The following is a 24,087-nucleotide window of genomic DNA, read 5'->3' on the forward strand; positions in this document are numbered from 1 at the left end:
GCGAGCCCTTGGCTCGCCGCGACATCAGGCCATCAGACGATCGTGGTGCTCGGCGCCGCGCAGCATGGCCTGGATCAGTTCGTTGGCTTCAAACTTGGTGAGCGCCTCGTGGGCGCCGACCTGATGGGCCCGCTCCACGCTGATCTCGCTGGAGAGGGAGGTGTGCAGGATGATGTAGGCTCCCGCCAGCTTGGCATCGCTCTGGACCTCGAAGGCCAGCTCGTAACCATCCAGCCCCGGCATCTCGATATCGCTCACCAGGATGTCGATCCGCTTGCCCTGGGAGACCCGGGTCTGCATCAGGGTGAGGGCGTCGCGTCCGTTGGTGCAGACCTCGTAGGGGATATTGATGTAATCGAGCGCCGCCATGAGCTGGCGACGGGCGACAGAGGAGTCGTCTACCAGCAGGATCCGCATCGGCTTGAGCCGCTCGCGCTGCACGTCGGTCAGCACGGGGTAGAGATGGCTGGGATCGTCCGGATAGACCCGCGACAGGATGAGTTCCACATCCAGCAACTGGATCAACTGATCTCCCACCCGGGTCACGCCGGTGACGAAGACGTTCTGTCCCAAGGAGGGAGGGGGCGGTTCGATGTCACGCCAGTTGCACTCGGTGATCTTGTCGATGCCCCGCACCAGAAAGCCCACCAGGGTGCGGCGGCAATCGGTGATGATGATGAAGCAGTGGGGCATCTCCTCCCGGGTGATGGGGCGGTAGCCCACGGCCATTGCCATGTCGATCACCGGGATGGTGGTGCCGCGCATGCTGGCGGCCCCGAGCACGGTGGGATGGGATTGTGGCAGGGCGGTGAGCTGGGTGTAGGGCACGATCTCCTTCACCTTGAGGGTACCGATGGCGAAAGATTGTCTGGCAGAGAGGTGGAACAGCAACATGCCTTGGGATTGGTTGGCCTTGCTCGTCATGGCGGATGTCCTGTTGATCTAGTCGGTGACGGTCAATCGGGTGTTCAGCATAAAAGATGGTGACATGAATGACTCCTTTGTTGTTAGCGGCGGTGAGCCGCAAAACTGGATTTCTTTTGCCATCCTTTTATGCCTCTCTTATCGGGTCGCGGACGGTTGAGGGGAGAGGGGCGCCCCGAGCCATTGCAGATGAGCCTCGGCCAGCGCGCTTTCATCCCGATAACCCAGCCTGCTCACCACCTGTGACGGTGTGCTGCCGCTTCGCAGCAGGCGAATCCCCTGCAACAGTTGCCACTGATCCTGCAGTGCCCGGGCGTCCGGGCCCTCGAGACCGCGAGTGCCCAGCAGGGTCTGCCAGGCAGCCACGCTATCCGGCTGCGCTCTGGCCAGGGCTTGCCAGGCATCTTGCAGTGCCTGATCCCCCAGTGACGAGATGGTGCAGCCATGCAACTCATCCCCCACCACTTGCAGCCGCTGCCCATAGGGGCCTTGCCAGTCGCGGGGGCGTGACCAGGCCGCCAGGCTGTCCAGCAGTGCGTCCATCAACGGGCTTGCCTGCAACCAGCCAGCCTGGGCGGGCTGGGGCACCCGCACGGAGCAGGCCAGCAGATCATGCTGGCAGCTAGCCAGAGGGGTGAAGGCGGCGAGGGCATCGGCACAGAGCCAGAAGTGGCTGCCAGGTGTCAGCAGCAGCTCATGGGCACCCAATTTCAGCAGCGCCGCCCCCTGGGTGACGCGCAGCAATTGGCCCATGGGGGAGCGCTTGCGGGGGCCGACCTGAAGGGAGGAAGTGGAAAAATGCTGATATTCGATGGCGTGATGCATGTAAAAACCCTGATATGATGCTGCCTGGAGGTAACAAAAATGGAAACCAGACGTAAAAAACGCTTCATTGCCGGGGCGGTTTGCCCGGCGTGCGGCAAGATGGACACCATGATGCTGTATATGGAGCATGGAGTCGAGAAGGTGACCTGTGTCGAGTGCGGGGATACCCAGGTGCAGACCCAGGAGCAGGTGGACAAGGTGACGCGCGAGGCGGAGCAGGTGATTGGGGTGTTTCGTCCCGAGTGAGTGCCATGCCTCAAGGTGATGGTACGCCGGTCAGGTTGGTCGCTGTTGATGACTTTTTCATCACACTGAAGCCGGACCGACCATATGCTTGTCTGCCTTTTTGAGGTATTCTGAGCCCGTTTTTTTCTATCCGCAGGATCCCTGACATGAAAGTAGCTCCCCTGAGCGTGGTTACGCTGGAATACACGGTCACCGACGAACACGGTGAAGTCATCGACACCACTGTCGGTAAAGAGCCGCTGGTGTATCTGCACGGTACCCGTTACCTGGTCTCCGGCCTCGAAGCCGAGCTGGAAGGTCGCAGCGTGGGCGAGGCGTTCGACGTCACCCTGACGCCGAACCAGGCCTATGGCGAGTACGACGAGAATCTGGTGCAGGAAGTGCCCGGCGAGCTGTTCGACGGTATGGAAGTGTCTGAAGGGGATACTTTTGTGGCCGAGACCGACGACGGCCACCGCCCGGTGACCGTCATCGAGGTGTCCGAGGAGTTCATCAAGGTGGACGGCAACCACCCCCTGGCTGGCGTGACCCTGGGCTTCAAGGTCGAGATCAAGGACGTGCGTGCCGCGACTGCCGAAGAGCTGGCCCATGGCCATGTGCACGGCGCTGGTGGCTGCGGTCACGATCATGGTCATGACCATGATCACGGCCATGATCACGATCATGACCACGGTGGCTGCTGTGGCGGCCATGGTCACAACCATGCACACGATCACGGCGACGATCACGGTCACGGTGGTTGCTGCGGTGGTGGCGGTTGTGGTGGCAAGGGCCATCAGCACTGATCACGGCCTGGCCGATGATAAAAAAACCCGCGCATGGCGCGGGTTTTTTTATGGCTGGCACTCATCAGTAGTGCGGTGGCGGCGTCTCTTCGGCCATGCTGGCGATCTGGCTCGGCTGTACGCTCTGCAATTTATCCACCAGTAGATGGATCTGGTGTTTGAGCCGGTCCAGCTCGCGACCCTGGGTGGTGACCTCGTCGTTGAGCTGCTCCACCGTGTATTCGGCAAAAGCGAGGCGGCTTTCCAGGGTTTCGAGGCGTTCGTTTAGTTGCTGACTCATGGGCCTTTTGGTCCTTACTTGATAGTCCAGATTTCAGCCAGGCCACTGGAGCTGGCACTGACGAGGTGGTCATTGTCGCGCAAAGCCACGCCATAGACCACAGCGCTCGGCGGTTTCACCTTGGGATGGGGCGAGACGCGCCAGCTCTGCAACGGCTGGCCGTCACTCACCTGCCACAGAGTGAGCTGGCGGGAGGGGGCGCCGGTGATGAGCCAGTTGCCGCCGTTGGCAAAGCGGGCGCTGGTGTAGACCTCGAAGCGGTGATCGTATTGCAACCGGCTGTGCTCCTTGCCGGTTTTGAGATCCCAGATGCTGGCCTGGCGACTGTCTGCGGTGAAGGCGAAGCGTCCGGACGGATCCAGTCTCGCCATCACGACTCGCCCGGCGTGGTTGAAGCGCCACACCACCTGGCCCGTGCGGGTATCCCACAGATAGGCGCTGTAATCGTTGCCGCCGGTGAGGGCATAGCGACCATTGGGGGAGAGATCCACAGTGTTGACCTGTTCGGTGTGGCCGAGGAATTGCAGCCGGCGTCCGGTCTGGGTGTCGACCACTTCCGCCTTGCCGTCTTCACGGCCGATGAGCACCTGGCGGCCATCCGCCGAGATCGCCGCATCGCGCAGGGGGGATTCTGGCAGGGAGTAGTAGCCCTGGGAGCGGCCATCCTGCAAGCGCCAGATGGCGAAGGTGTGCTGGGTGGCGGTGATGGCATGGCTGTCATCGGGGGAGAAGCGGGTCAGGGTGACGAACTCCTCCTGGTCTTCGCTCTGGCGCCAGCGCCAGCGCTCCTTGCCCTGTTCCAGATCCCACACCACAGTGCCCTGACCCAGGCTGGAGACGAGCGCGAGCTTGCCGGAACTGGCGAGATCCGCGCTCAGCAGCCCCTGGTTGGCGAGGTGGATCTGCTGGCTGGGAAGTGAGCGTTGTTCGCACCCCGTCAGCATCAGGCAAATACCGATGAGATAAATGGCACTTTTGATCATTTTTCCTGTCTCATGCTTTCGTTACCTGCGATCACGGCGTTAGTATAAGGCGCTTATCACGATAAACCTCTCATTTCACGAAGGAACCGAGAGCGGTATTTAGAGTTTTGGAGAAACTGATGAACAATTTTCTGAAGGTGTCCCTGTTGGCTGCGGCGGTTGCCGTCGGTCTGACTGCTTGCCAAAAAGATGAGAAACCTGCTGCGACCAACACCGCAGAGGTCAAGGCAGAAGCCAGCAAGCCGGCAGAGGCCCCCAAGGCTGAGGCCAAGAGCTTTGAAGAGCAATCCGGCTATGCGATCGGCCTCTCCATGGGTCGTTATATCGCCAATACCCTGGAGCGCCAGCAGGAGCTCGGCATCAAGCTGGACAACACCGTGATCCTGAAGGGTGTCACCGACGGTCTGGGCAAAGAAGCCAAGATGACCGACGAGGAGATCCAGAAGGTTCTGCAGGAATACGACGCCAAGATCAACGAGCTGACCAAGGCGAAGGCCGACAAGGATGCCGTGGAAAACCTGAAGAAGGGTGAAGAGTTCCTGGCTGCCAACGCCAAGAAAGAGGGCGTGAAGAGCACCGAGTCCGGCCTGCAATATCAGGTCGAGAAGATGGGTGACGGCGCCAAGCCGAAGGCCACCGACATCGTCAAGGTACACTACACCGGTACCCTGACCGATGGCACCAAGTTTGACAGCTCCGTCGATCGCGGCGAGCCGGCTACCTTCCCGCTCAACCAGGTGATCCCGGGCTGGACCGAAGGGGTGCAACTGATGCCGGTCGGCTCCAAGTTCAAGTTCTTCCTGCCGTCCAAGCTGGCCTATGGCGAGCACGGTGCAGGTTCCATCCCGGCCAACGCCGTGCTGGTATTTGACGTAGAGCTGCTGGCCATCGAAAAACCGGCTGCCGATGGCGACAACGCCAAGAAATAAGCTCAAAGCACCATAAAAACGGCTCCCCAGGGAGCCGTTTTTGCTTGTGTATTGTCGCAATCCCCCGGATAAAGCGATGAGGCCGTCTTGAGTGTGTGGCGGCTAGCCCCCAGAATAGACAACAAAATCAAGCGCAAGGATGGATCTCGTGGCTGAAAGCAAACCCCGTGTCCTGTTGGTGGAAGATACCCGCAGTCTGGCGGTCGTCTATGAGCAGTATCTGGCCCAGGATGGCTACGAGGTGCAGCTGGCAGATTGTGGCCAGCAGGCTTTGGCACAATTGCTGGCAAGCCCGCCCCCTGTGGTGCTGCTCGACCTGGAGTTGCCCGACATGTCCGGCATGGACATCTTGCAGCAGATCACTGAGCGGCAACTGCCCTGCTCCGTGGTAGTGATCACCGCTCACGGCTCGGTGGATGTGGCGGTGGAGGCGATGCGGTTCGGGGCCTTCGATTTTCTCACCAAGCCGTTCGATGGCAAGCGCCTGTGCGCCACGGCGCGCAATGCCCTGAAGCACCAGCAGCTCAGCTCGCTGGTGGCCCAGTATCGGGAAAACTTCGAGCGCAGCTCCTTTGCCGGTTTCATCGGCGCCTCCATGGCGATGCAGGCGGTCTATCGCATCATCGAGAGCGCGGCGCCGAGCAAGGCCACCGTCTTCATCACTGGCGAGAGCGGCACCGGCAAGGAGGTGTGCGCCGAGGCCATCCACCAGTGCAGCCCGCGTCGGGATCAGCCCTTCATCGCCCTCAACTGCGCCGCCATTCCCCATGACCTGATGGAGAGCGAGATCTTCGGCCACGTGAAGGGGTCGTTTACCGGTGCCCAAGGGGATCGCAAGGGGGCGGCCAGTCTGGCGGACGGCGGTACCCTCTTCCTCGACGAGATCTGCGAGATGGATCTCGACCTGCAGAGCAAGCTGCTGCGTTTCATCCAGACCGGCACCTTGCAGCGGGTCGGCAGCGGCAAGCTGGAGACGGTGGATGTGCGCTTTGTCTGCGCCACCAACCGGGATCCCTTGGTGGAGGTCAAGGCCGGACGGTTTCGTGAAGACCTTTACTACCGCCTGCATGTGATCCCGCTGGCGCTGCCCCCCCTGAGGGAGCGGGGAGAGGACATCCTGCTGCTGGCCCGGGAGTTGCTGCTGCGTTATGCCGGTGAGGAGAACAAGCGGTTCAGGGATTTTGATGCGGACGCAGTGCAGGTGCTGCTCGACTATCCCTGGCCCGGCAACGTGCGCGAGCTGCAAAACGTGGTGCGCAACATAGTGGTGCTCAACGATGGCGAGCTGGTGAGCCCGGATATCCTGCCACCTCCCCTCAACGGGGGGCGTACCCTGGCCCCGGAGCCTGCGGTCGGGATCGCGGATCCCCAGTCAGAATCCGTCGTCGTTCGCAGGCAGGTCCGTCCGCTCTGGCAGGTGGAGAAGGAGGCCATCGAGCAGGCCATCGCCAGTTGTGACGGCAACATCCCCAAGGCGGCGGCCCTGCTGGAAATAAGCCCTTCCACGATTTATCGCAAGAAGCAGAGCTGGGAAGAGGCGAGTCCGGCCTGAGCCGTCACCTCTGCTCCCGGGCAGACATGCTGATGTGCGGGGCGGCCAATTGGTCGCCCCGCACGCTTATCAGAGTTTGGCGAGCAGCTTGAGCCTGGCCAGTCGTTCTGCCTCGTTGGCGGTGAACCAGCCATCCTGTGACAGCAGAAACCAGGCGCGGGCAAAGTACTCGGTCGCCGCGGGATCATTGAGCACGAGTGCATTCTCCCCCAGCTCCTCGAACACATAGCCATCCTCGGGGGCGCCTGCGGCGGTCATGTCGTCGCGCAACTGCGCCAGTTCGGCCATGGCCTGTTCATGGCGCTCCTGGGCCCGGCTCAGGCGCGCCAGACTCCAGCGGGCGATAAAGGCTTTGCCCTGGTTGTTGTGCTGCTCGTGCCAGGCCAGGCACTTTTGCTGACAGGCGATGGCCTCGTCGAGGCGACCCAGCTCGAACAGGGTCCAGCCCTGATTGTTGTAGAGGGTGGCGAGCCAGCCTCGCGCCCGCTTGTTGTGACTGCGCTCGGCCAGGGTCATCGCCAGCTGGTGCCAGTGGCTCTGCTCCTCCAAGGGGGCGGCGATGGCCACCATGTGGGCCGCATCGATGGCCAGATAGTGTTCTTCGTGCTGCTCTCCCAGTTGCCAGGCCTGTTCAAACAGGGCTTTGGCGCTGGCCTTGTCACCGGCGGAGTTGAAGGTGCGGCCACGCTCCAGCAAGGCGCGCAGGCGGGCCCGGGGAGTCGCCTCGGTGAGGCGGGGTTCTATCTCGTCGAGCAGCTGGTGCGCCTGTGCAAACTGGCGTTGCAGTGAATGGGTGCGGGCTATCTGGGTGAGGAGCTCCAGCTCCCATTGCAGGTTGGTGGCACGCGCCTCGGGCAGCAGTGCTTGAAAACGCTGGGCGCTGGCAACGGGATCCTGATAATCCCACAGCGCCATGAAATCGGGCGGATTGTTCATCTGGCCTCCATGCCGGTTATCCGCCCACCAAGATGCCTGAAGGCCATTCTTTGTACAAGAAGGGGGGCTGGCGCCATCGTGACGCCAGCGTTTGCCGATCAGTAGACCATGGCAAGGCTCATCAGCATCAGACCCAGGGCGGCAAAGGCTCCCTCCTTGATAGCCAGGCGCGGTACCAGTGCCTTGGGCAGGGCAGGGAACAGGCTCAGGGCAAAGCCGAACCCCGGCATCAGCCAGTGGAAAGCAGGGCTTCGCAGGGCGGGATCCGCATTGCCATTGATGACGATGAGCAGGATAAAGAGGGTGAAGGCGGGCAGGATAAACCAGCGGGCATGGCCGGCGGCGACCGCCCGCAGTGGCGAGATGCGATAGAGCACCAGGGTCACGAGGAAGAGGGCGAGGGGAGCCAGCAGATAGAGCGGGGCCGGGTTCATGATGAGGGTCTCCTGACAAGGGGGGCAGAGTGTAGGCAGTCCTGGTGGGGAATGACCAGTCCCCCGCGCCCGGGCTGTGAAGCGGATCGCAGGGCAAAGGTTTGCCTGGGCAGGATCAGCGGAACCAGAACCAGAGCACGGCAAATACCAGCCAGCTCAGCACCAGCAGGATCCAGGGCAGCGGGTGCTGGCGGGTGAGCTCGATGACCTCGGCTTCGCTCTCCTCTTCCGACGTCTCTTGGGAAGAGTGCCTGGCTTTGGCTTGCAGTTTCTTCTGGCGGCTGGCCTCGCGGGCCTTCGCCTTCATCTGTTTCTTGTATTCGTCTATGCCCTTCTGGATCCCCTGGGCGATGAGCTGGGTTTGCTCCTTGGTCTGCCCCGGCTTCTGGTTGGCACGGGCGATCTTCATCGCCTCCTGCTGGGTTTCGGGGGAAATTTTGTCGTACTTGGCCATTCCAGGCACTCCTTGGCATTGATTGGCGGGCAGTATGCCATAACCGTTACCGGCGGGCTGCCATCATGGGGGAAATTGCTCTGCGAGTGGGGTGCCTCTGTTCCAAATAGGGGAAACAGGTTGCGTGGATGATCACATTTGGCGGAATTTGTGAGTCGCCGATGAAAAACCGTCACATGTTGTTTGTTATATTACCGCCCGATCCTGGATAGGGTCGTCCAATAACAAAATAACAAGGTGATATGGAAATGAATTATAAATTTGTCAAAGGAAGTATCGCACTGGCAGTGCTTGCCGCATTGAGCGGCTGCAATACCTCAAGCAACGACAGCGTCGCCCCCTGCACCGAAAATGTCTGCAAGCTGACCATTTTGCATACCAATGATACCCACGGTCGTTTCTGGCACAACGACAAGGGCGAATATGGCATGGCGGCCCAGAAGACCCTGGTCGAGCGGCTGCGTGCCGAGGCGAAAGCGGCGGGCAGCGAAGTGCTGGTGCTCTCCGGCGGTGACGTCAACACCGGGGTGCCAGAGTCGGATCTGCAGGATGCAGAGCCGGACTTCATGGCCATGAACAGCATCCGTTACGATGCCATGGCGGTGGGCAACCACGAGTTCGACAACCCCCTGACCATCCTCGAGAAACAGCGCCAGTGGGCCCAGTTCCCGATGATCTCCGCCAACATCTATGACAAGGCGAGCGGCAAGCGCTACTTCGATCCCTACAAGGTGTTCAAGCTGGAAAGCGGCCTCAAAGTCGCCGTGCTGGGTCTGACCACAGAGGACACCGCCCAGCTGGTGGATCCCAACAACGTCCAGACCCTGGAGTTCCGCGATCCGACCACGGAAGCCGCCAATCTCGGCAAGCAGATCCGCGACAACAAAGAGGCGAACCTGGTTCTTGCCATCACCCACATGGGCCATTACGAGAATGGTCAGCACGGCAGCAACGCACCGGGTGACGTGGAAATGGCCCGTGCGCTGCCGGCAGGCACCCTGGACGCCATCATCGGTGGTCACTCCCAGAACCCAGTCTGCATGGAGCCGGGTACCCCGGACAAGTACGCCGACTTCAAGCCGGGCGACGACTGCCAGCCGGATCAGCAGAACGGCACCTGGATCATGCAGGCTCACGAGTGGGGCAAGTATGTGGGTCGTGCCCAGTTTGACTATCAGAATGGCAAGCTGACCCTGACCCAGTACGATCTGATCCCGGTCAACCTGAAGAATGCGGACGGTGATTTCATTCAGGAAGAGATCGTCAAGGATCCCGAGCTCTACAACACCCTGCTCACCTATCAGGAGAAGGGACAGCAGGAGCTGGGTGTGGTCATCGGTGCCACCGATGGCGTACTGGACGGTGAACGCGCCAACGTGCGCAACAAGCAGACCAACCTGGGTCGTCTCATCACCACCGCGACTGCCGAGAAGCTGAGCACCGACTTTGGCATCGTCAACTCCGGTGGGGTGCGTGCCTCCATCGCGGCAGGGGACATCAGCTACCGTGACGTGCTGACCGTGCATCCGTTCGGCAACACCGTCAACAAGGCGACCATGAGCGGCAACGAGCTGCTGACCTACCTGGGTCAGGTTGCGACCAAGACCGCCAATACCGGTGGCTATGCCCAGTTCGGCGGTATCAAGATGACGGTGGATTGCCAGGCCAAGAGTGTGGACATCGCCACCATCGGCGGCAAGGCCTTCGATCCGGCAGCAACCTACAGCTTCTCCATCCCGAGCTTCAGCGCGGCCGGTGGTGACGGTTATCCGAAGATCGACACCATCAATGCCGGTCTGGTGGATGCCGGTGTGCTGAAGGATTATATCGCGGCGAAGAAGACCATTCAGGTCGCCGATTATCAGCCGGCCGGCGAGGTCAGCTATATCAACTCCACCTCGGTAGAGGGTTGCAAATAATCTCTGCACCCCGAGCCAATAAAAAAGAGAGGCAGCCATGGCTGCCTCTCTTTTTATTTTCAATGTCATCAGCAGCGTCTCTCGGGAAATATATCCGGCCACGGGGAGCTGCCTCGAAATAGGGCATGACACGATCTGAGGGCAATAAAAAGGCGACCCTGAGGTCGCCTTGATGAAATGGGTCGGTTGAACCTTAGAGCTGCTCGATGCCGACGATATGCCAGGGGGCATTGTCCTTGGCGAGATCACGCTCGAGGTGCCACACCTCCTTGATATCCTCCTCGACCTGCTCCTGACGGTCCATGTAGCGGCCGCTGAAGCGCACGCTCACCTGGGCCCAGTCGCTGCCGTAGTCGGCACGGACCAGCTGGGTGTCCACGTACATCACCTCGGTGTGCTGCTCACCGGAGAGCTCGGCGCGTTCGGCCTTGAGGTGCTCGAACAGCTCGGGGCTCACGTACTCGCGGATCTTCTCCAGGTCGTTCTTGTTCCAGGCCTCTTGCAGGGTGCGGTAGTGATCGCGGGCGCCGGCCAGGAAGCCGTTCATGTCAAAGCCCGGGGGCAGACGGAAGGGCACGTCGCTGTCGGCAAAACCGGTGGCCTGCGGGGCGCTGTGGCTCTGCTCGAACTGCTGGGGGGCCGCGCTCTGGGGCGGTTGATAGCCCGCATAGGCCGTCTGTGGCTGGGCCGCTGCCGCCTTGTTCCTGCGCAGGGCTCGGAACAGGAAGACACCGCCCAGTGCCAGCAGGGCGATCAGCAGGAAGTCCATCCCTTGCAGACCTTCGAAGGCGCCGCTGCCCAGCAGGTAGGCGAACAGGCCGCCGGCCAGCAGACCACCCAGCAGGCCGCCCATCATGCCGCCTTTCTTGGGTGCCTGGGCGCCCACGGTCGGGTTCTTGGTGTCAACCGGCTTGGCCGCAGGCTGGGCCGGAGCCGTCTTGTAGCTCTTGCCAAAGGATTTGCCGCCACCAAGTTTCTTGGCCTCGGCGATGGGTGCCCCAAGGCCAATGGCCAGGATCAGGGCAAACAGGGTCAGCATCTTTTTCATTTTGACTCTTTCACTCTCATGTAGGTGGGGGCATGCTCTGCTTGTGCAAGCTCAGCGAGGCGCATGGCAGGCTGCCAGTCCCTTTTTGTGTTGCAGCTTGCGGGTATGATTATCACGGATGGCATGAATTATTCATGAACAGATTGAGTCGTCCGACAGGGGAGGCGCCCATGAAACACAGACGGCCGAGTCGCTCGGTGCGCAGGCTGCGCAACAAACAAAGAGCAAGAACGAAAGATCAGACCCTGGTCTGGCCCTTTCTCGTACTGTGAGGCAGGTCTGCGGCGCAGAAGTGGATGACGCTGACGAGGCCTGGGTCCCGTCTTGTCGCCGGATGCGATGACGGGACGTATTAGCACTCGCGATGGCGGGGTTTCTTTTGTAAAATTCCCGTCCCCTTCCCGCTGCGGTTTTTATGTGTATGGCAGAGCAAGTGACGGCGAAAAAAGACGCCAAGACACAACAGCTGAAAGTACCTCCCCACTCTTTTGAGGCCGAACAGTCCGTACTGGGCGGCCTGATGCTGGACAACGAGGCCTGGGATCGGGTCGCCGAACGGGTGATCGACAAGGATTTCTACAGCCGCCCGCACCGCCTGATCTTCCAGGCCATGACCCGCCTCTCCAACGCGGGCAACCCCATCGACCTCATCACTCTGCAGGAGGAGCTCGAGCGCTCCGAGCAACTGGAAGAGGCCGGTGGCTTCGCCTATCTGGTGGAGATCGCCAAGAACACCCCGAGTGCCGCCAACATCAGTGCCTACGCCGAGATCGTGCGTGAGCGGGCGGTGGTGCGGGAGATGATCTCGGTCGCCAACGAGATAGTCGAAGCGGGCTACGAGCCCCAGGGCCGTACCTCCAACGATCTGCTGGATCTTGCCGAGAGCAAGGTGTTCCAGATCGCCGAGCAGCGCACCAGCGCCAACGAGGGCCCCCAGCCCCTGAAGCTCATCCTCGAGCAGACCGTCGACAAGATTGAAGAGCTGTTCAAGACCCCCCACAACGGGGTGACCGGCGTGTCGTCCGGCTACAACGATCTGGACAAGATGACCGCCGGCCTGCAGCGTTCGGATCTGGTCATCGTCGCCGCCCGTCCCTCCATGGGCAAGACCACCTTTGCCATGAACCTGTGCGAGCACGCGGCCCTCACCGCCGACAAGCCGGTGCTGATCTTCTCCCTCGAGATGCCCTCCGAGCAGATCATCATGCGTATGCTCGCCTCGGTGGGCCGCATCGACCAGACCAAGGTGCGGACCGGCCAGCTCGACGACGAGGATTGGGCGCGGCTCTCCTCCACCATGGGGCTGCTGCTGGAGAAGGGGAAGATGTACATCGACGACTCCTCCGGCCTCACCCCGACCGAAGTGCGCTCCCGTGCCCGTCGGGTGGCGCGGGACAACGGCGGCATCAGCATGATCATGGTGGACTACCTGCAGCTGATGCGGGTACCGGCGCTGTCTGACAACCGTACTCTGGAAATCGGTGAAATCTCCCGCTCCCTCAAGGCGCTGGCGAAAGAGCTGCAGTGCCCCGTGGTGGCGCTCTCCCAGCTGAACCGAAGCCTGGAACAGCGGGCCGACAAGCGCCCGGTCAACTCGGATCTGCGGGAATCCGGCTCTATCGAGCAGGATGCGGACTTGATCATGTTCATCTACCGCGACGAGGTCTATCACGACGACAGTCCCGACAAGGGGATCGCCGAGATCATCATCGGCAAGCAGCGTAACGGCCCCATAGGACGAGTGCGGCTCACCTTCCAGGGTCAGTTCTCGCGTTTTGACAACTACGCGGGCCCGGCGTTTGATGATGACTACTAAGTCGGGAGCCTGCTCCCGGTATCCAGATACAGTTTTCCCGGTTCGACAATTCTGCCGGTCCGGCCTTAGACGATGAGATTTGAGGGCTGACACCACCCGGTGCCTGATTATCATGCCCTCGTAAGGGAAAACAGATGAAAGCGGCTATCGCCCAGATCAATACAGCGGCCCTGCGCCACAACCTCGCCGTGGTGAAACGCCACGCCCTCCAATGCAAGATCATTGCCGTGGTCAAGGCCAATGCCTACGGCCACGGCCTGCTGCCGGTCGCCCGCACCCTGGTGGATGCGGACGCCTACGCGGTGGCCCGCATCGAAGAGGCGCTGATGCTGCGCTCCTGCGCCGTGGTCAAGCCCATCGTGCTGCTGGAAGGCTTCTTCAGCGCCGCCGACCTGCCGGTGCTGGCGGCCAACAACCTGCAGACCGCGGTGCACACCTGGGAGCAGCTCGAGGCGCTGGAGCAGGCCGAGCTGCCTGCCCCCGTGGTAGCCTGGCTCAAGCTCGACACCGGCATGCACCGCCTCGGGGTACGGGCCGAGGAGATGCCCGCCTTTATCGAGCGCCTCGCCAAGTGCAAGAACGTGGTGCAACCGTTCAACGTCATGACTCACTTCAGCCGCTCCGATGAGCTGGAGCAACCCACCACCCGCGAGCAGATCGACTTGTTCAGCCAGCTGACCGCGCCGCTTTTGGGCGAGCGCGCCATGGCCAACTCGGCAGGCATCCTGGCCTGGCCGGATTCCCACTGCGACTGGGTGCGCCCCGGCGTCATCCTCTATGGCGTCTCGCCGTTCCCCAATACGGTGGCGGCGGATTACGACCTGCAGCCGGTGATGACCCTCAAGACCCAGCTCATCGCGGTGCGGGATCACAAGGCGGGCGAGCCGGTGGGTTATGGCGCCAACTGGGTGTCGGATCGCGATACCCGGCTCGGGGTGATTGCCATCGGCTATGGCGACGGTTATCCGCGCATGGCCCCCAACGGCACGCCAGTGCTGGTCAATGGCCGCATCGTGCCCCTGGTGGGTCGCGTCTCCATGGACATGACCACGGTGGATCTCGGCCCCGACGCCACCGACAAGGCCGGCGACGAGGCGGTGCTCTGGGGTGAGGGGCTGCCGGTAGAGCGGGTGGCCGACCAGATCGGCACCATTCCCTATGAGCTCATCACCAAGCTCACTTCCCGGGTGTTTATGGATTACGTGTAGGCGAGTCGCCCCTCATCCCCCACCCTTCTCCCGCGAGGGGAGAAGGGAGAACAAAAAGGCCGCCCCGACAAGGGCGGCCTTTTTCATGGGCGTGTCCCAGAGACGAAAGAACAAGCCCCGCATCGGCGGGGCTTGAGTCTCCGTCACTATGTGGCGCTTAGCCTATGGTCATCAGGCTGGCGTTGCCACCGGCGGCGGCGGTGTTGACCGAGAGGGCGTGCTCGATGAGCAGGCGCTCCAGCGGGATGTCGGTCTCGCCGCGATGCAGGCCGTGCACACCGATGATGGCGCCGTTACGGGCTGCCTGGCGCGCGGCGGCGAGCTTGCTCACCTCCCGCAACTGATCCGAGTCGCCGTGGTGCAGCAGGGCATCGAAGTCCGTCTCTCCCGTGGCCCAGTCCGCCACCAGCGCGATGGGATCCCGCACCTCGGTCGGCAGGGAAGAGAGCAGGGAGCGTGTCTGGGCATCGTCCGGCAGCAACACCTGGCTGCCGACCGCCAGACAGGCGGCCAGCTGGGCCAGCAGGTCGGCCTTCTCCTGGGCAAGACAGAGCACCCGTTCCCGTGGCAGCAGGCTGTAGCTATTGCGCTCGCCGGTGGGGCCGGTCAGCAGCTGGGTACGGCCGCTCTGGGAGAGCGCGGCGTAGTGATCGCACAGGGCGGCGAGGGCCGGATCCTGCTTGCTTGCCCAGTCGCGCAGGGCCACGAGGGGGGCTTTCGCCTCGGCATGCAGGGCACCGGACTCCTGGTGCAGCTGGTTGGCCACCGCCTCCTGGGGACGGGCGCCGAGCAGGCGATACATGTATAGCGGGCCACCGGCCTTGGGACCGGTGCCGGAAAGCCCTTCCCCACCGAAGGGTTGCACCCCGACCACGGCGCCCACGATGTTGCGGTTGACGTAGAGGTTGCCCACCTTGGCCACGTTCACCACCTGGGCGATGGTCTCGTCGATGCGGGTATGAACACCCAGGGTCAGGCCGTAACCGCTGCCGTTGATCTGCTCGAGCAACTCCCCGAGCCGGGTGCGCGGGTAGCGGACCAGGTGCAGCACAGGGCCGAACACCTCGCGTCCCAGTTCGTCCAGGCTGTCGAGCTCGATCAGGGTCGGCAGCACGAAGGTGCCGCGGCTGCAGGCATCCCCCTGGGTGCGGGCGATCTGGTGCACTTTGCGCCCCTTGTCGCCCATGGCCTTGATGTGGCGCTCGATGTTGGCCTTGGCCTCGGCGTCGATGACGGGACCGATGTCGGTGGAGAGGTGCTCGGGGCTGCCGACCTTGTACTCGGCCATGGCGCCCTTGAGCATCCGGATCACCCGATCCGCCACGTCATCCTGCACGCACAGCACTCGCAGGGCGGAGCAGCGCTGACCGGCGCTGTCGAACGCCGAGGAGATGACATCCATCACCACCTGTTCGGTCAAGGCGGAAGAGTCGACGATCATGGCGTTCTGGCCGCCGGTCTCGGCGATGAGGGGAATGGTGCGACCCTGGGCGTCGAGGCGACCGGCCAGGTTGCGGGAGATGATGCCCGCCACCTCGGTGGAGCCGGTGAACATGACGCCGCGCACCCGTTCGTCCGCGATGAGCGCCGCACCCACGGTCTCACCACGGCCCGGCAGCAGTTGCACCGCACCGGCGGGAACCCCCGCTTCCAGCAGGATGCGCACCGCTTGTGCCGCGATGAGGGGGGTCTGCTCGGCAGGCTTGGCCAGCACCGTATTGCCGGCGGCCAGGGCCGCGCACACCTGGCCGCTGAAGATGGCCAGCGGGAAGTTCCAGGGGCTGATGCAGACCACGGGGCCGAGCGGCCTGTGGGTGTCGTTGGCGAAGTGGTTGCGCGCCTGGGCGGCGTAGTAGCGCAGGAAGTCCACCGCTTCGCGCACCTCGGCGATGGCGTTGGCGAAGGTCTTGCCGGATTCGCGAACCAGCAGGCCCATCAGGGGTTGCAGTTCGGATTCCATCAGATCGGCGGCCCTGTCCAGCACGGCGGCCCGCTCGGCTGGCGGGGTGGACTGCCAGATCTGGCCGCTCGTGAGGGAGCAGGCGAGCGCCTTGTCCACCAGCGCTACCGTGGCTTCGCTCACCTGACCGACGACATCGCGGTGATCCGCCGGGTTGAGCACGGGCTGGAACTGGGTCGGCGCCTCGGTGTCGCAACCCAGCATGGGCACGGCCTGATAGGCGGTGTTGGTGCTGGCGAGCAGGGCGGCGGAGAGTGACCCCAGGCGGTGCTCGTTCGCGAGATCCAGACCTGCGGAGTTCGGGCGCGCCTCGCCGTAGAGATCCCGTGGCAGGGGGATGCGCGGATGGGGCAGACCCAGGGTCCCTTCACGGGCGGCCATCTGCTCGATCTGCTGCACCGGATCCTGCACCAGATCCGAGAGGGAGATGTTGTTGTCCGCGATGCGGTTGACGAAGGAGGTGTTGGCCCCGTTCTCCAGCAGGCGGCGCACCAGGTAGGCGAGCAGGGTCTCGTGGCTGCCTACCGGTGCATAGATGCGGCAGGGGCGACCCAGCTTGCCGTCGGCCACCTTGCCGACCACCTGTTCGTAGAGCGGTTCACCCATGCCGTGCAGGCACTGGAACTCGTACTGGCCCGGGTAGTAGTTCTGACCGGCGAGCTGGTAAATCGCCGACAACGAATGGGCGTTGTGGGTGGCGAACTGGGGATAGATGGCCTCGGGCACCGCCAGCAGCTTGCGGGCGCAGGCGAGGTAGGAGACGTCCGTGTAGGGCTTGCGAGTATAGACCGGGTAGCCTTCCAGCCCTTCCTGCTGGGCGCGCTTGATCTCGCTGTCCCAGTAGGCGCCCTTCACCAGACGGATCATCAGGCGGTGACGGCTGCGCTTGGCGAGATCGATGACGTAGTCGATCACATAGGGGCAGCGCTTCTGGTAGGCCTGGATGACGAAGCCGATGCCGTTCCAGTCGGCGAGGGACGGATCGAAGCAGAGCTTCTCCAGCAGATCGAGGGAGATCTCCAGCCGATCGGCCTCCTCGGCGTCGATGTTGATACCGATGTCATACTGCCTGGCGAGCTGGGTCAGGCCCAGCAAGGTGGGGTAGAGCTCCTCCATGACGCGATCGTACTGGGCGCGGCTGTAGCGCGGATGCAGGGCGGAGAGCTTGATGGAGATACCCGGCCCCTCGTAGATGCCGCGACCGTGGGAGGCCTTGCCGATGGCGTGGATGGCCTGCTCGTAGGAGGCCAGATAGCGTTTGGCGTCCTCCTCGGTCAGGGCCGCTTCCCCCAGCATGTCGTAGGAGTAGCGGAACCCCTTGCTCTCCATGCCGCCTGCGTTCGCCAGCGCCTCGGCGATGGTCTCGCCGGTGACGAACTGTTCACCCATCAGGCGCATCGCCATGTCGACGCCCTTGCGGATGAGCGGCTCACCCCCCTTGCCGATGAGTCCCTTGAGGGAGCTGTTCATGCCCGCCTCGTTGTGGGTGGCCACCAGCTTGCCGGTGATGAGCAGACCCCAGGAGGCCGCGTTGACGAACAATGAGGTGCTCTGGCCCAGGTGCTGGCTCCAGTTGCCGCCGCTTATCTTGTCGCGGATGAGGGCATCCCGGGTCGCCTTGTCGGGGATGCGCAGCAGCGCCTCCGCCAGGCACATCAGGGCCACCCCTTCCTGGGAGGAGAGGGAGAACTCCTGAAGCAGCCCCTGGACCAGGCCCTGACGGCCGCTGGCGCTCTTCTGGTTGCGCAGCTTCTCGGCGATGCCCATGGCCAGCTTCTGGGTCGCGTCAGCCTTCTCCTTGGGCAGACGGGCCTGCTCCAGCAGCATGGGGACGGCTTCGGTCTCGGGGCGGCGATAAGCCCCCGTGATGGCGGCCCGCAGCACGGACTGGGGCAGAATGCTCTCGGCAAACTCGAGGAAGACCTGGATGCCCTGCTCGGTCAGGGTCTCGACGGCCTCTTCCCCGGCGGCGGCAGCCAGCCCGGAGTGCTCGGGCGGGGTCAGACCGCGATCCAGTTGCTCCAGATAGGTGAAGATGGCTTGCTTGATCAGCCAGTGGGGAGTGCGATCCAGGGTCTGCGCAGCCTGTTTGAGGCGGTCGCGGGTCGCTTCATCGAGTTTGACGCCGAGGGTGGTAGTGGCCATGGGACTTCCTGTGTCTAGAAGGTAACAATATTACCGGACGGTTAAATTTCGCCGATGATGGTGCAACCAGGTGCAACCTTCAAGCAAGAAATTTTAATGTATTGGTTACATTGTTGAATTCTTCCATGAATCCGGTCTCCATCAGGCTCCTTTCAAGCCCGCCGCTTGTCCGCTTTTCACAACATTATTAATGGGTTGGCAATGCATCTTATGAATGCTGATGTGAGGTGCAACCCCTTGCAAATGTGGTTGCACTTTTGGAGGTTAGGCCGAGGTGGGGCTGTGATCACGGCTCCCCATGCGGGGAGGGGGACCGGATCGCCACCTGACAGAGCCCCGTGCTCTTCTATGCTGTTAGCTGGCCACAGGGGCCAGCTATCGGTGACAAGGAGAAACCCATGGCGCGTGTCAGTACCTATCTCAATTTTGCCCGGGAGACGGAGGCTGCCTTCCTCTTCTATCGCGAAGTGTTCGGCGGTGACTTCAGCGGCCCCATCCACAGGTTCAAGGAGTCCCCGGGTTGCCCGGGCCAGCCCCCTTTGTCGGAGGAAGACGGGGAGCTGGTGATGCATGTGGCCCTGCCCATCCTTGGGGGACACGTGCTGATGGGCACGGATGCTCCGGCCAGCATGGGGTTCACCCTGGTGCAGGGCAACAACAGCTACCTCAACCTGGAGCCGGACAGCCGAGGCGAGACCGATCGCCTGTTCGCGGCCCTGGCCGAGGGAGGCAGGGTGGAGATGCCGCTGGCGGAGATGTTCTGGGGTGACTATTTCGGATCCCTGGTGGACAAGTTCGGCACCCACTGGATGTTCAACTGCCAGAGCAAGACCTGACGGCAGATCTGCAATGAAAAGGGCGCCATGGCGCCCTTTTCATCTTTATTGCCCATCACTGTCCCTATTTGCTGCGCCCCGCCACCTGCGCTGGTATGCCCCGGGCATGGGATTGCCGTGCGCTGCGCTGCCTTATGGCGTGCGGCCCACCATGTCAGCGGGGATCACCCGGGCATGGGATTGCCGTGCGTTGAGCTACCTTATGGCGTGCGACCCACCATGTCAGCGGGGATCACCCAGGCATCGAACTGCTCCGCGCTGAGGTGGCCCGAGGCAATGGCCGCCTCCCGCAGACTCAGTCCCTGATGGTGCGCCCGCTTGGCGATCTCGGCCGCCTTGTCATAGCCGATATGGGGGTTGAGGGCCGTCACCAGCATCAGGGAGCGGGAGAGCAGATCGTCGATCCTGGCCTGGTTCGGAGTGATGCCGACGGCGCAGTGGTCGTGGAAGCTCTGCATGCCATCCCCCAGCAGCCGCACGCTCTGCAGGACGTTGTAGGCGATCATGGGCCTGAACACGTTGAGCTCGAAGTTGCCGCTGGCACCGCCGATGTTGATGGCCACATCGTTGCCCATCACCTGGGCGCAGAGCATGGTGAGGGCCTCGCTCTGGGTCGGGTTGACCTTGCCGGGCATGATGGAGGATCCGGGCTCGTTCTCGGGGATGAGCAGCTCCCCCAGCCCGCTGCGGGGGCCGCTCGCCAGCCAGCGTACGTCGTTGGCGATCTTCATGAGGGAGGCTGCCAGCGTCTTGAGGGCACCGTGGGCGTGAACCTGGGCGTCACTCGCCGCCAGGGCCTCGAACTTGTTGGGGGCGCTGATGAGCGGCAGGCCGGTCTGCTCGGCCAGGGTTCTGGCCACCGCCTCGGCAAAGCCTGGAGGGCAGTTGAGGCCGGTGCCCACGGCGGTGCCGCCGAGCGCCAGCTCGCACAGATGGGGCAGGGCGGCCCGTAGATGGCGCTCCCCCTGTTCGAGCTGGGCGACCCAGCCGGAGATCTCCTGGCCCAGGGTGAGGGGAGTGGCATCCTGCAAATGGGTGCGGCCAATCTTGACGATGTGGTCGAAGGCGGCGGCCTTGCCTGCCAGGGTCTGCTTCAGGGCAGCGAGGGCCGGCAGCAACCGCTGCGTGATGGCGGTGACCGCCGCCAGGTTCATGGCGCTCGGGAAGACATCGTTGCTGGACTGGCTCTTGTTTACCTCGTCGTTGGGATGCACCAGCCGCGCTTCCCCCCGGGGGCCGCCGAGCAGTTCGCTGGCCCGGTTTGCCAGCACCTCGTTGAGGTTCATGTTGGTCTGGGTGCCGGAGCCGGTCTGCCACACCATCAGGGGAAACTCGGCGTCGTGCAGGCCGCGCAGGATCTCGTCGGCAGCGGCCATGATGGCCTGGGCCTTGCGGGCGGGGAGCAGCCCCAGGGCGTGGTTCACCCTGGCGCAGGCGGACTTGATGCGGGCCAGGGCATGGATGATCTCCATGGGCTGGCGCTCCCCCGAGATGTTGAAGTGATGCAGGGAGCGCTGGGTCTGTGCCCCCCAGAGCCTGTCCGCCGGGACGGCTATCTCCCCCAGGCTGTCCCGCTCCATCCTGATATCCATGACGTGTCTCCTGCCGTTGAGGTGGTGGCACCCAGCATGAACCCAAACGGCGGCCGGAGCCAGCTTGCACATGGATACGCCTTGTATATAATAAGTAAAGCTTACTATATGGGTTGCATATCATGAACAAACAACCGGACACCCTTGGCTTTCTCATCGGCGACGTCCAGCGCCTGATGCGCCGCCAGTTCCAGCAGCAGCTAGAGGGAAGCTGCCTCACCCTGGCCCAGGCCAGGGCTCTGGTGCACATTGCACGCAGCGAGGGCATACGCCAGGTGGATCTCGCCGAGCGGCTGGACATCCAGCCCATCACGCTGGCGCGCCAGCTCGATCAGATGGCCGACAACGGTCTGGTGGAGCGGCGCAACGACCCCAACGACAGGCGTGCCCATCAGCTGTTCCTGACCGAGGGGGCGGAACCCTATCTCGAGAAGATCAAGCAGGCCTCCGCTGTGGTGCATCAGCACGCCATCGGTGAGCTGGGGGAGGCGGGCACCCGCGCCCTCTGCGACGCCCTCAAGACCCTGCGCGACAATCTATCGAAGTATTGATCTCATCTTTATCAGCATTGAATGTGGAGTGTTTCTATGAATGCCGAATCTTCCCCTCCCCAAACGCCGGTGACGAACCGCCGCCGGACCCGTCTGCTTCTGCTGGTGGTGGTACCGGCCCTGGCCCTGCTCGGCATAGGTGCCATCTACATGCTGGGTGGCCGTTATGTCGAGACCGACAACGCCTATGTGAAGGCGGACAAGGTGCCCATCAGTACCGAGGTGCTGGGCCGGGTGGCCAAGGTCTATGTGAATGAGAACGAGCAGGTCAAGGCCGGTCAGCTGATGTTCGAGCTGGATCCCGAGACCTTCCAGGTGGCGGTAACCAAGGCCGAGGCGGAGCTCGCCAAGGTGCGCACCGATCTGGTGGCGCTGCAGACCAGTTATCGCGGCCAGCAGGCGGAGATCGCCGTGGCACGCACCCGCCATGCCTATGCCCTGAAGGAGGAGCATCGCCAGGCGGATCTGGTGGCCAAACACTTCACCTCCACCGCCAACTATGACGATGCCCGTCAGCTCACCATACAGACCGCCCAGCAGCAGGTGGCGCTGGAGGAGGGGCTCAAGAAGATAGAGGCCTCCCTGAACGGCGACGTCAACCTGCCGGTGGAGCAGCAGCCCGCCTATCAGGAGGCCGCCGCCGAGCTCGCCAAGGCCAGGCTGGATCTGGCTCGCACCAAGATCTACGCCCCCGCCAACGGCATCGCCAGCCAGCTGCCCAAGCCGGGCCAGTACAGCATCGTCGGCATGACCGCCATGATGCTGGTAGAGACCGACAACCCCTGGATAGAGGCGAACTTCACCGAAACCGAGCTGACCCATGTTCAGCCGGGGCAGGAGGTGGAGATCAGCCTGGACACCTACCCGAATGCCCATTGGCACGGGGTGGTGGAGAGCCTGAGTCCGGCCACCGGCTCCGAGTTTTCGGTGATCCCGGCCCAGAATGCCACCGGCAACTGGGTCAAGATCGCCCAGCGAGTCGCGGTGCGCATCAAGCTGGACGAAATGGCCTCCGGGCCTACTCTGCGCGCTGGCCTGAGCGCCATCACCAAGATAGACACCGGCCACAAACGCAGCCTGCTGGGCTGGTCATTCTGAGGTTAATATGACGACGCAAAGCCATCAGGGGGTGGATCAGAGCTCCCGACGTGGCTTCATCACCCTGTCGGTGATGTTGGCCACCATCATGCAGGCGCTGGACACCACCATCGCCAACGTGGCCCTCCCCCATATGCAGGGGGCCATGGGCGCCACCCAGGATCAGATCTCCTGGGTGCTGACCTCCTACATAGTCGCGGCCGCCATCTTCATGCCGCTGACCGGTTTCATCTCGGCAAGAATTGGCCGCAAAAGGCTGTTCATGTGGTCGGTGGCGGGCTTTACCGTTGCCTCCATGCTGTGCGGCGCGGCCCAGAGCCTGGATCAGATAGTGCTGTTCCGCCTGCTTCAGGGGATCTTCGGTGCCAGTCTGGTGCCCCTCTCACAGGCGGTGCTGCTGGACACCTATCCGCCAGAGAAGCACGGCTCCGCCATGGCGCTCTGGGGGATAGGGGTCATGGTGGGCCCCATTCTGGGGCCCTCGCTGGGGGGCTGGCTCACCGAGTACTACAACTGGCGCTGGGTCTTCTACATCAACCTGCCGTTCGGCCTGCTGGCCTGGTTCGGGCTTGCCGCCTTCATCGAGGAGACGAAGATAGATGCCAGCCGCCGCTTCGATCTGCTGGGCTTCGCCCTGCTGAGTCTCGGCATAGGGGCATTGCAGATGGCGCTGGACAGGGGAGAGTCCCAGAACTGGTTCGCCAGCCCCGAGATCGTCATCGAGACCATCCTGATGGTGATGGCGTTCTACCTCTTCGTGGTGCATATCTTCACCCACCCGCACCCCTACATAGAACCGGCCCTGTTCCGGGATCGCAACTTCAGCGTCGGTCTGCTCTTCATCTTCATCGTCGGCATCATCTTGCTGGCGACCATGACGCTGCTGCCTCCCTTCATGCAGGGGCTGATGGGTTACCCGGTGATCGACGTGGGTTACCTGCTCGCCCCGCGCGGGGTGGGCACCATGGTTGCCATGATGATGGTGGGCAGGCTGTCGGGCCGGGTGGACGCCCGTTACCTCATCCTGTCAGGGCTGCTGCTCACCAGCTTCTCCATGTGGGAGATGACCCTGTTCAACACGGACATCGGCAGCTGGGACATAGTGCGCACCGGCATCATCCAGGGGCTGGGGCTCGGCTTCATCTTCGTGCCACTCTCCACCATCACCTTTGCGACCCTGGCGCCGCGCTATCGCAACGAGGGGACGGCGCTGTTCAGCCTGGTGCGCAACATCGGCAGCAGCATCGGCATCTCGGTGGTGATCACCTATCTGGCCCAGCGATCCCAGATGAACCACGAGGCGTTCGCCGCCTACATCACCCCGTTCAATGTCAACCTGCATCAGGGCGGGGGCATGGCGGAGCTGATGACGCCGAAGGGGCTGGCCATGATCAACGGCGAGGTGACCCGGCAGGCCAGCCTGCTCGCCTACCTGCAGGATTTTCGCCTGATGATGTGGGTCAGCCTGTGCGCCGTGCCGCTGGTGGTGTTGCTGAGGGCTCCCGGGCGCAGCGGCTCTCGGGAGGAGATGGCCATTCTGGAGTGAATCACGAAGGGGCGAGCAAC

At 62.9% G+C, this 24,087-nt stretch carries 21 protein-coding genes; 11 read left to right on the top strand and 10 right to left on the bottom strand.

The annotated features are described in order from the left end of the window. Positions 1 to 24 precede the first annotated feature (24 nt). Together AB5Y68_RS13825 and AB5Y68_RS13830 are read right to left on the bottom strand one after the other, a co-directional pair. Entirely contained in the window at positions 25 to 924 is a 900-nt protein-coding gene (locus AB5Y68_RS13825; protein WP_039040047.1) for a chemotaxis protein, read from the bottom strand. Positions 925 to 1,062: 138 nt separating this feature from the next. Further along, positions 1,063 to 1,749, bottom strand: coding sequence for a hypothetical protein (locus tag AB5Y68_RS13830; RefSeq protein ID WP_039040048.1), 687 nt, complete (start codon positions 1,747 to 1,749; stop codon positions 1,063 to 1,065). A 39-nt stretch (positions 1,750 to 1,788) separates the two neighbouring features. On the opposite strand from AB5Y68_RS13830, the gene AB5Y68_RS13835 reads away from it, so the two are divergent. Next, the gene (locus tag AB5Y68_RS13835) at positions 1,789 to 1,995 is read left to right on the top strand and encodes a YheV family putative zinc ribbon protein (protein WP_039040049.1); all 207 of its coding nucleotides are present in this window, start codon (positions 1,789 to 1,791) and stop codon (positions 1,993 to 1,995) included. A gap of 146 nt (positions 1,996 to 2,141) precedes the next feature. After that, complete coding sequence (locus AB5Y68_RS13840) at positions 2,142 to 2,780, top strand: peptidylprolyl isomerase (RefSeq protein ID WP_010673248.1); 639 nt, start codon at positions 2,142 to 2,144, stop codon at positions 2,778 to 2,780. Positions 2,781 to 2,844: 64 nt separating this feature from the next. Here AB5Y68_RS13840 and AB5Y68_RS13845 read toward each other — a convergent pair whose 3' ends face one another. Continuing rightward, positions 2,845 to 3,060, bottom strand: coding sequence for a SlyX family protein (locus AB5Y68_RS13845; RefSeq protein ID WP_010673249.1), 216 nt, complete (start codon positions 3,058 to 3,060; stop codon positions 2,845 to 2,847). Positions 3,061 to 3,074: 14 nt separating this feature from the next. Further along, entirely contained in the window at positions 3,075 to 4,043 is a 969-nt protein-coding gene (locus AB5Y68_RS13850; protein ID WP_039040050.1) for a WD40 repeat domain-containing protein, read from the bottom strand. A 119-nt stretch (positions 4,044 to 4,162) separates the two neighbouring features. Between AB5Y68_RS13850 and fkpA the strand changes: the two genes are divergently transcribed. Beyond that, positions 4,163 to 4,972 carry an FKBP-type peptidyl-prolyl cis-trans isomerase gene (fkpA, locus tag AB5Y68_RS13855; protein WP_029313875.1) on the top strand — a complete coding sequence of 270 codons (810 nt, stop codon included), beginning with the start codon at positions 4,163 to 4,165 and terminating at the stop codon, positions 4,970 to 4,972. Between the two features lie 148 nt (positions 4,973 to 5,120). Further along, entirely contained in the window at positions 5,121 to 6,524 is a 1,404-nt protein-coding gene (locus tag AB5Y68_RS13860) for a sigma-54 dependent transcriptional regulator (protein WP_042881314.1), read from the top strand. 69 nt (positions 6,525 to 6,593) lie between these two features. Here AB5Y68_RS13860 and AB5Y68_RS13865 read toward each other — a convergent pair whose 3' ends face one another. From AB5Y68_RS13865 to AB5Y68_RS13875, 3 genes are all read right to left on the bottom strand, one after another. Further along, positions 6,594 to 7,460 carry a tetratricopeptide repeat protein gene (locus AB5Y68_RS13865; RefSeq protein WP_368207265.1) on the bottom strand — a complete coding sequence of 289 codons (867 nt, stop codon included), beginning with the start codon at positions 7,458 to 7,460 and terminating at the stop codon, positions 6,594 to 6,596. A gap of 98 nt (positions 7,461 to 7,558) precedes the next feature. Beyond that, entirely contained in the window at positions 7,559 to 7,894 is a 336-nt protein-coding gene (locus AB5Y68_RS13870) for a hypothetical protein (RefSeq protein ID WP_201920540.1), read from the bottom strand. Between the two features lie 115 nt (positions 7,895 to 8,009). Then, positions 8,010 to 8,348 (bottom strand): DUF2956 domain-containing protein, encoded by a 339-nt coding sequence (locus AB5Y68_RS13875; protein WP_103260734.1) that lies wholly within the window; start codon positions 8,346 to 8,348, stop codon positions 8,010 to 8,012. Between the two features lie 248 nt (positions 8,349 to 8,596). Between AB5Y68_RS13875 and ushA the strand changes: the two genes are divergently transcribed. Then, complete coding sequence (gene ushA / locus AB5Y68_RS13880; RefSeq protein ID WP_139700100.1) at positions 8,597 to 10,267, top strand: bifunctional UDP-sugar hydrolase/5'-nucleotidase UshA; 1,671 nt, start codon at positions 8,597 to 8,599, stop codon at positions 10,265 to 10,267. A 193-nt stretch (positions 10,268 to 10,460) separates the two neighbouring features. Here ushA and AB5Y68_RS13885 read toward each other — a convergent pair whose 3' ends face one another. Then, a complete protein-coding gene (locus AB5Y68_RS13885) occupies positions 10,461 to 11,315 on the bottom strand; it encodes a Tim44 domain-containing protein (RefSeq protein WP_010673257.1) in 855 nt (284 codons plus the stop codon). Between the two features lie 421 nt (positions 11,316 to 11,736). On the opposite strand from AB5Y68_RS13885, the gene dnaB reads away from it, so the two are divergent. After that, positions 11,737 to 13,131, top strand: a complete 1,395-nt coding sequence (dnaB, locus tag AB5Y68_RS13890) for a replicative DNA helicase (RefSeq protein ID WP_039040054.1) — start codon at positions 11,737 to 11,739, stop codon at positions 13,129 to 13,131. 134 nt (positions 13,132 to 13,265) lie between these two features. After that, entirely contained in the window at positions 13,266 to 14,339 is a 1,074-nt protein-coding gene (gene alr, locus AB5Y68_RS13895; protein ID WP_039040055.1) for an alanine racemase, read from the top strand. Between the two features lie 157 nt (positions 14,340 to 14,496). On the opposite strand, the gene putA is transcribed toward alr, so the two are convergent. After that, the gene (gene putA / locus AB5Y68_RS13900) at positions 14,497 to 18,444 is read right to left on the bottom strand and encodes a trifunctional transcriptional regulator/proline dehydrogenase/L-glutamate gamma-semialdehyde dehydrogenase (RefSeq protein WP_039040056.1); all 3,948 of its coding nucleotides are present in this window, start codon (positions 18,442 to 18,444) and stop codon (positions 14,497 to 14,499) included. 398 nt (positions 18,445 to 18,842) lie between these two features. On the opposite strand from putA, the gene AB5Y68_RS13905 reads away from it, so the two are divergent. Next, a complete protein-coding gene (locus AB5Y68_RS13905; RefSeq protein ID WP_039040057.1) occupies positions 18,843 to 19,280 on the top strand; it encodes a VOC family protein in 438 nt (145 codons plus the stop codon). Positions 19,281 to 19,480: 200 nt separating this feature from the next. Here the strand turns inward: AB5Y68_RS13905 and fumC are convergent, their stop codons facing one another. Further along, the gene (gene fumC, locus AB5Y68_RS13910) at positions 19,481 to 20,872 is read right to left on the bottom strand and encodes a class II fumarate hydratase (protein ID WP_039040058.1); all 1,392 of its coding nucleotides are present in this window, start codon (positions 20,870 to 20,872) and stop codon (positions 19,481 to 19,483) included. A 122-nt stretch (positions 20,873 to 20,994) separates the two neighbouring features. Between fumC and AB5Y68_RS13915 the strand changes: the two genes are divergently transcribed. Genes AB5Y68_RS13915 through AB5Y68_RS13925 form a run of 3 tightly spaced genes read left to right on the top strand, consistent with a single transcriptional unit; the run spans position 20,995 to position 24,067 of the window. After that, positions 20,995 to 21,423 carry a MarR family winged helix-turn-helix transcriptional regulator gene (locus tag AB5Y68_RS13915; RefSeq protein WP_039040059.1) on the top strand — a complete coding sequence of 143 codons (429 nt, stop codon included), beginning with the start codon at positions 20,995 to 20,997 and terminating at the stop codon, positions 21,421 to 21,423. Positions 21,424 to 21,459: 36 nt separating this feature from the next. Continuing rightward, the gene (locus tag AB5Y68_RS13920; RefSeq protein ID WP_039040060.1) at positions 21,460 to 22,521 is read left to right on the top strand and encodes an HlyD family secretion protein; all 1,062 of its coding nucleotides are present in this window, start codon (positions 21,460 to 21,462) and stop codon (positions 22,519 to 22,521) included. Between the two features lie 7 nt (positions 22,522 to 22,528). Next, positions 22,529 to 24,067 (top strand): DHA2 family efflux MFS transporter permease subunit, encoded by a 1,539-nt coding sequence (locus AB5Y68_RS13925; protein ID WP_039040061.1) that lies wholly within the window; start codon positions 22,529 to 22,531, stop codon positions 24,065 to 24,067. Positions 24,068 to 24,087 lie beyond the last annotated feature (20 nt).

This window comes from Aeromonas sp. R6-1, from assembly GCF_040908165.1.
Taxonomy (GTDB): domain Bacteria; phylum Pseudomonadota; class Gammaproteobacteria; order Enterobacterales; family Aeromonadaceae; genus Aeromonas; species Aeromonas caviae.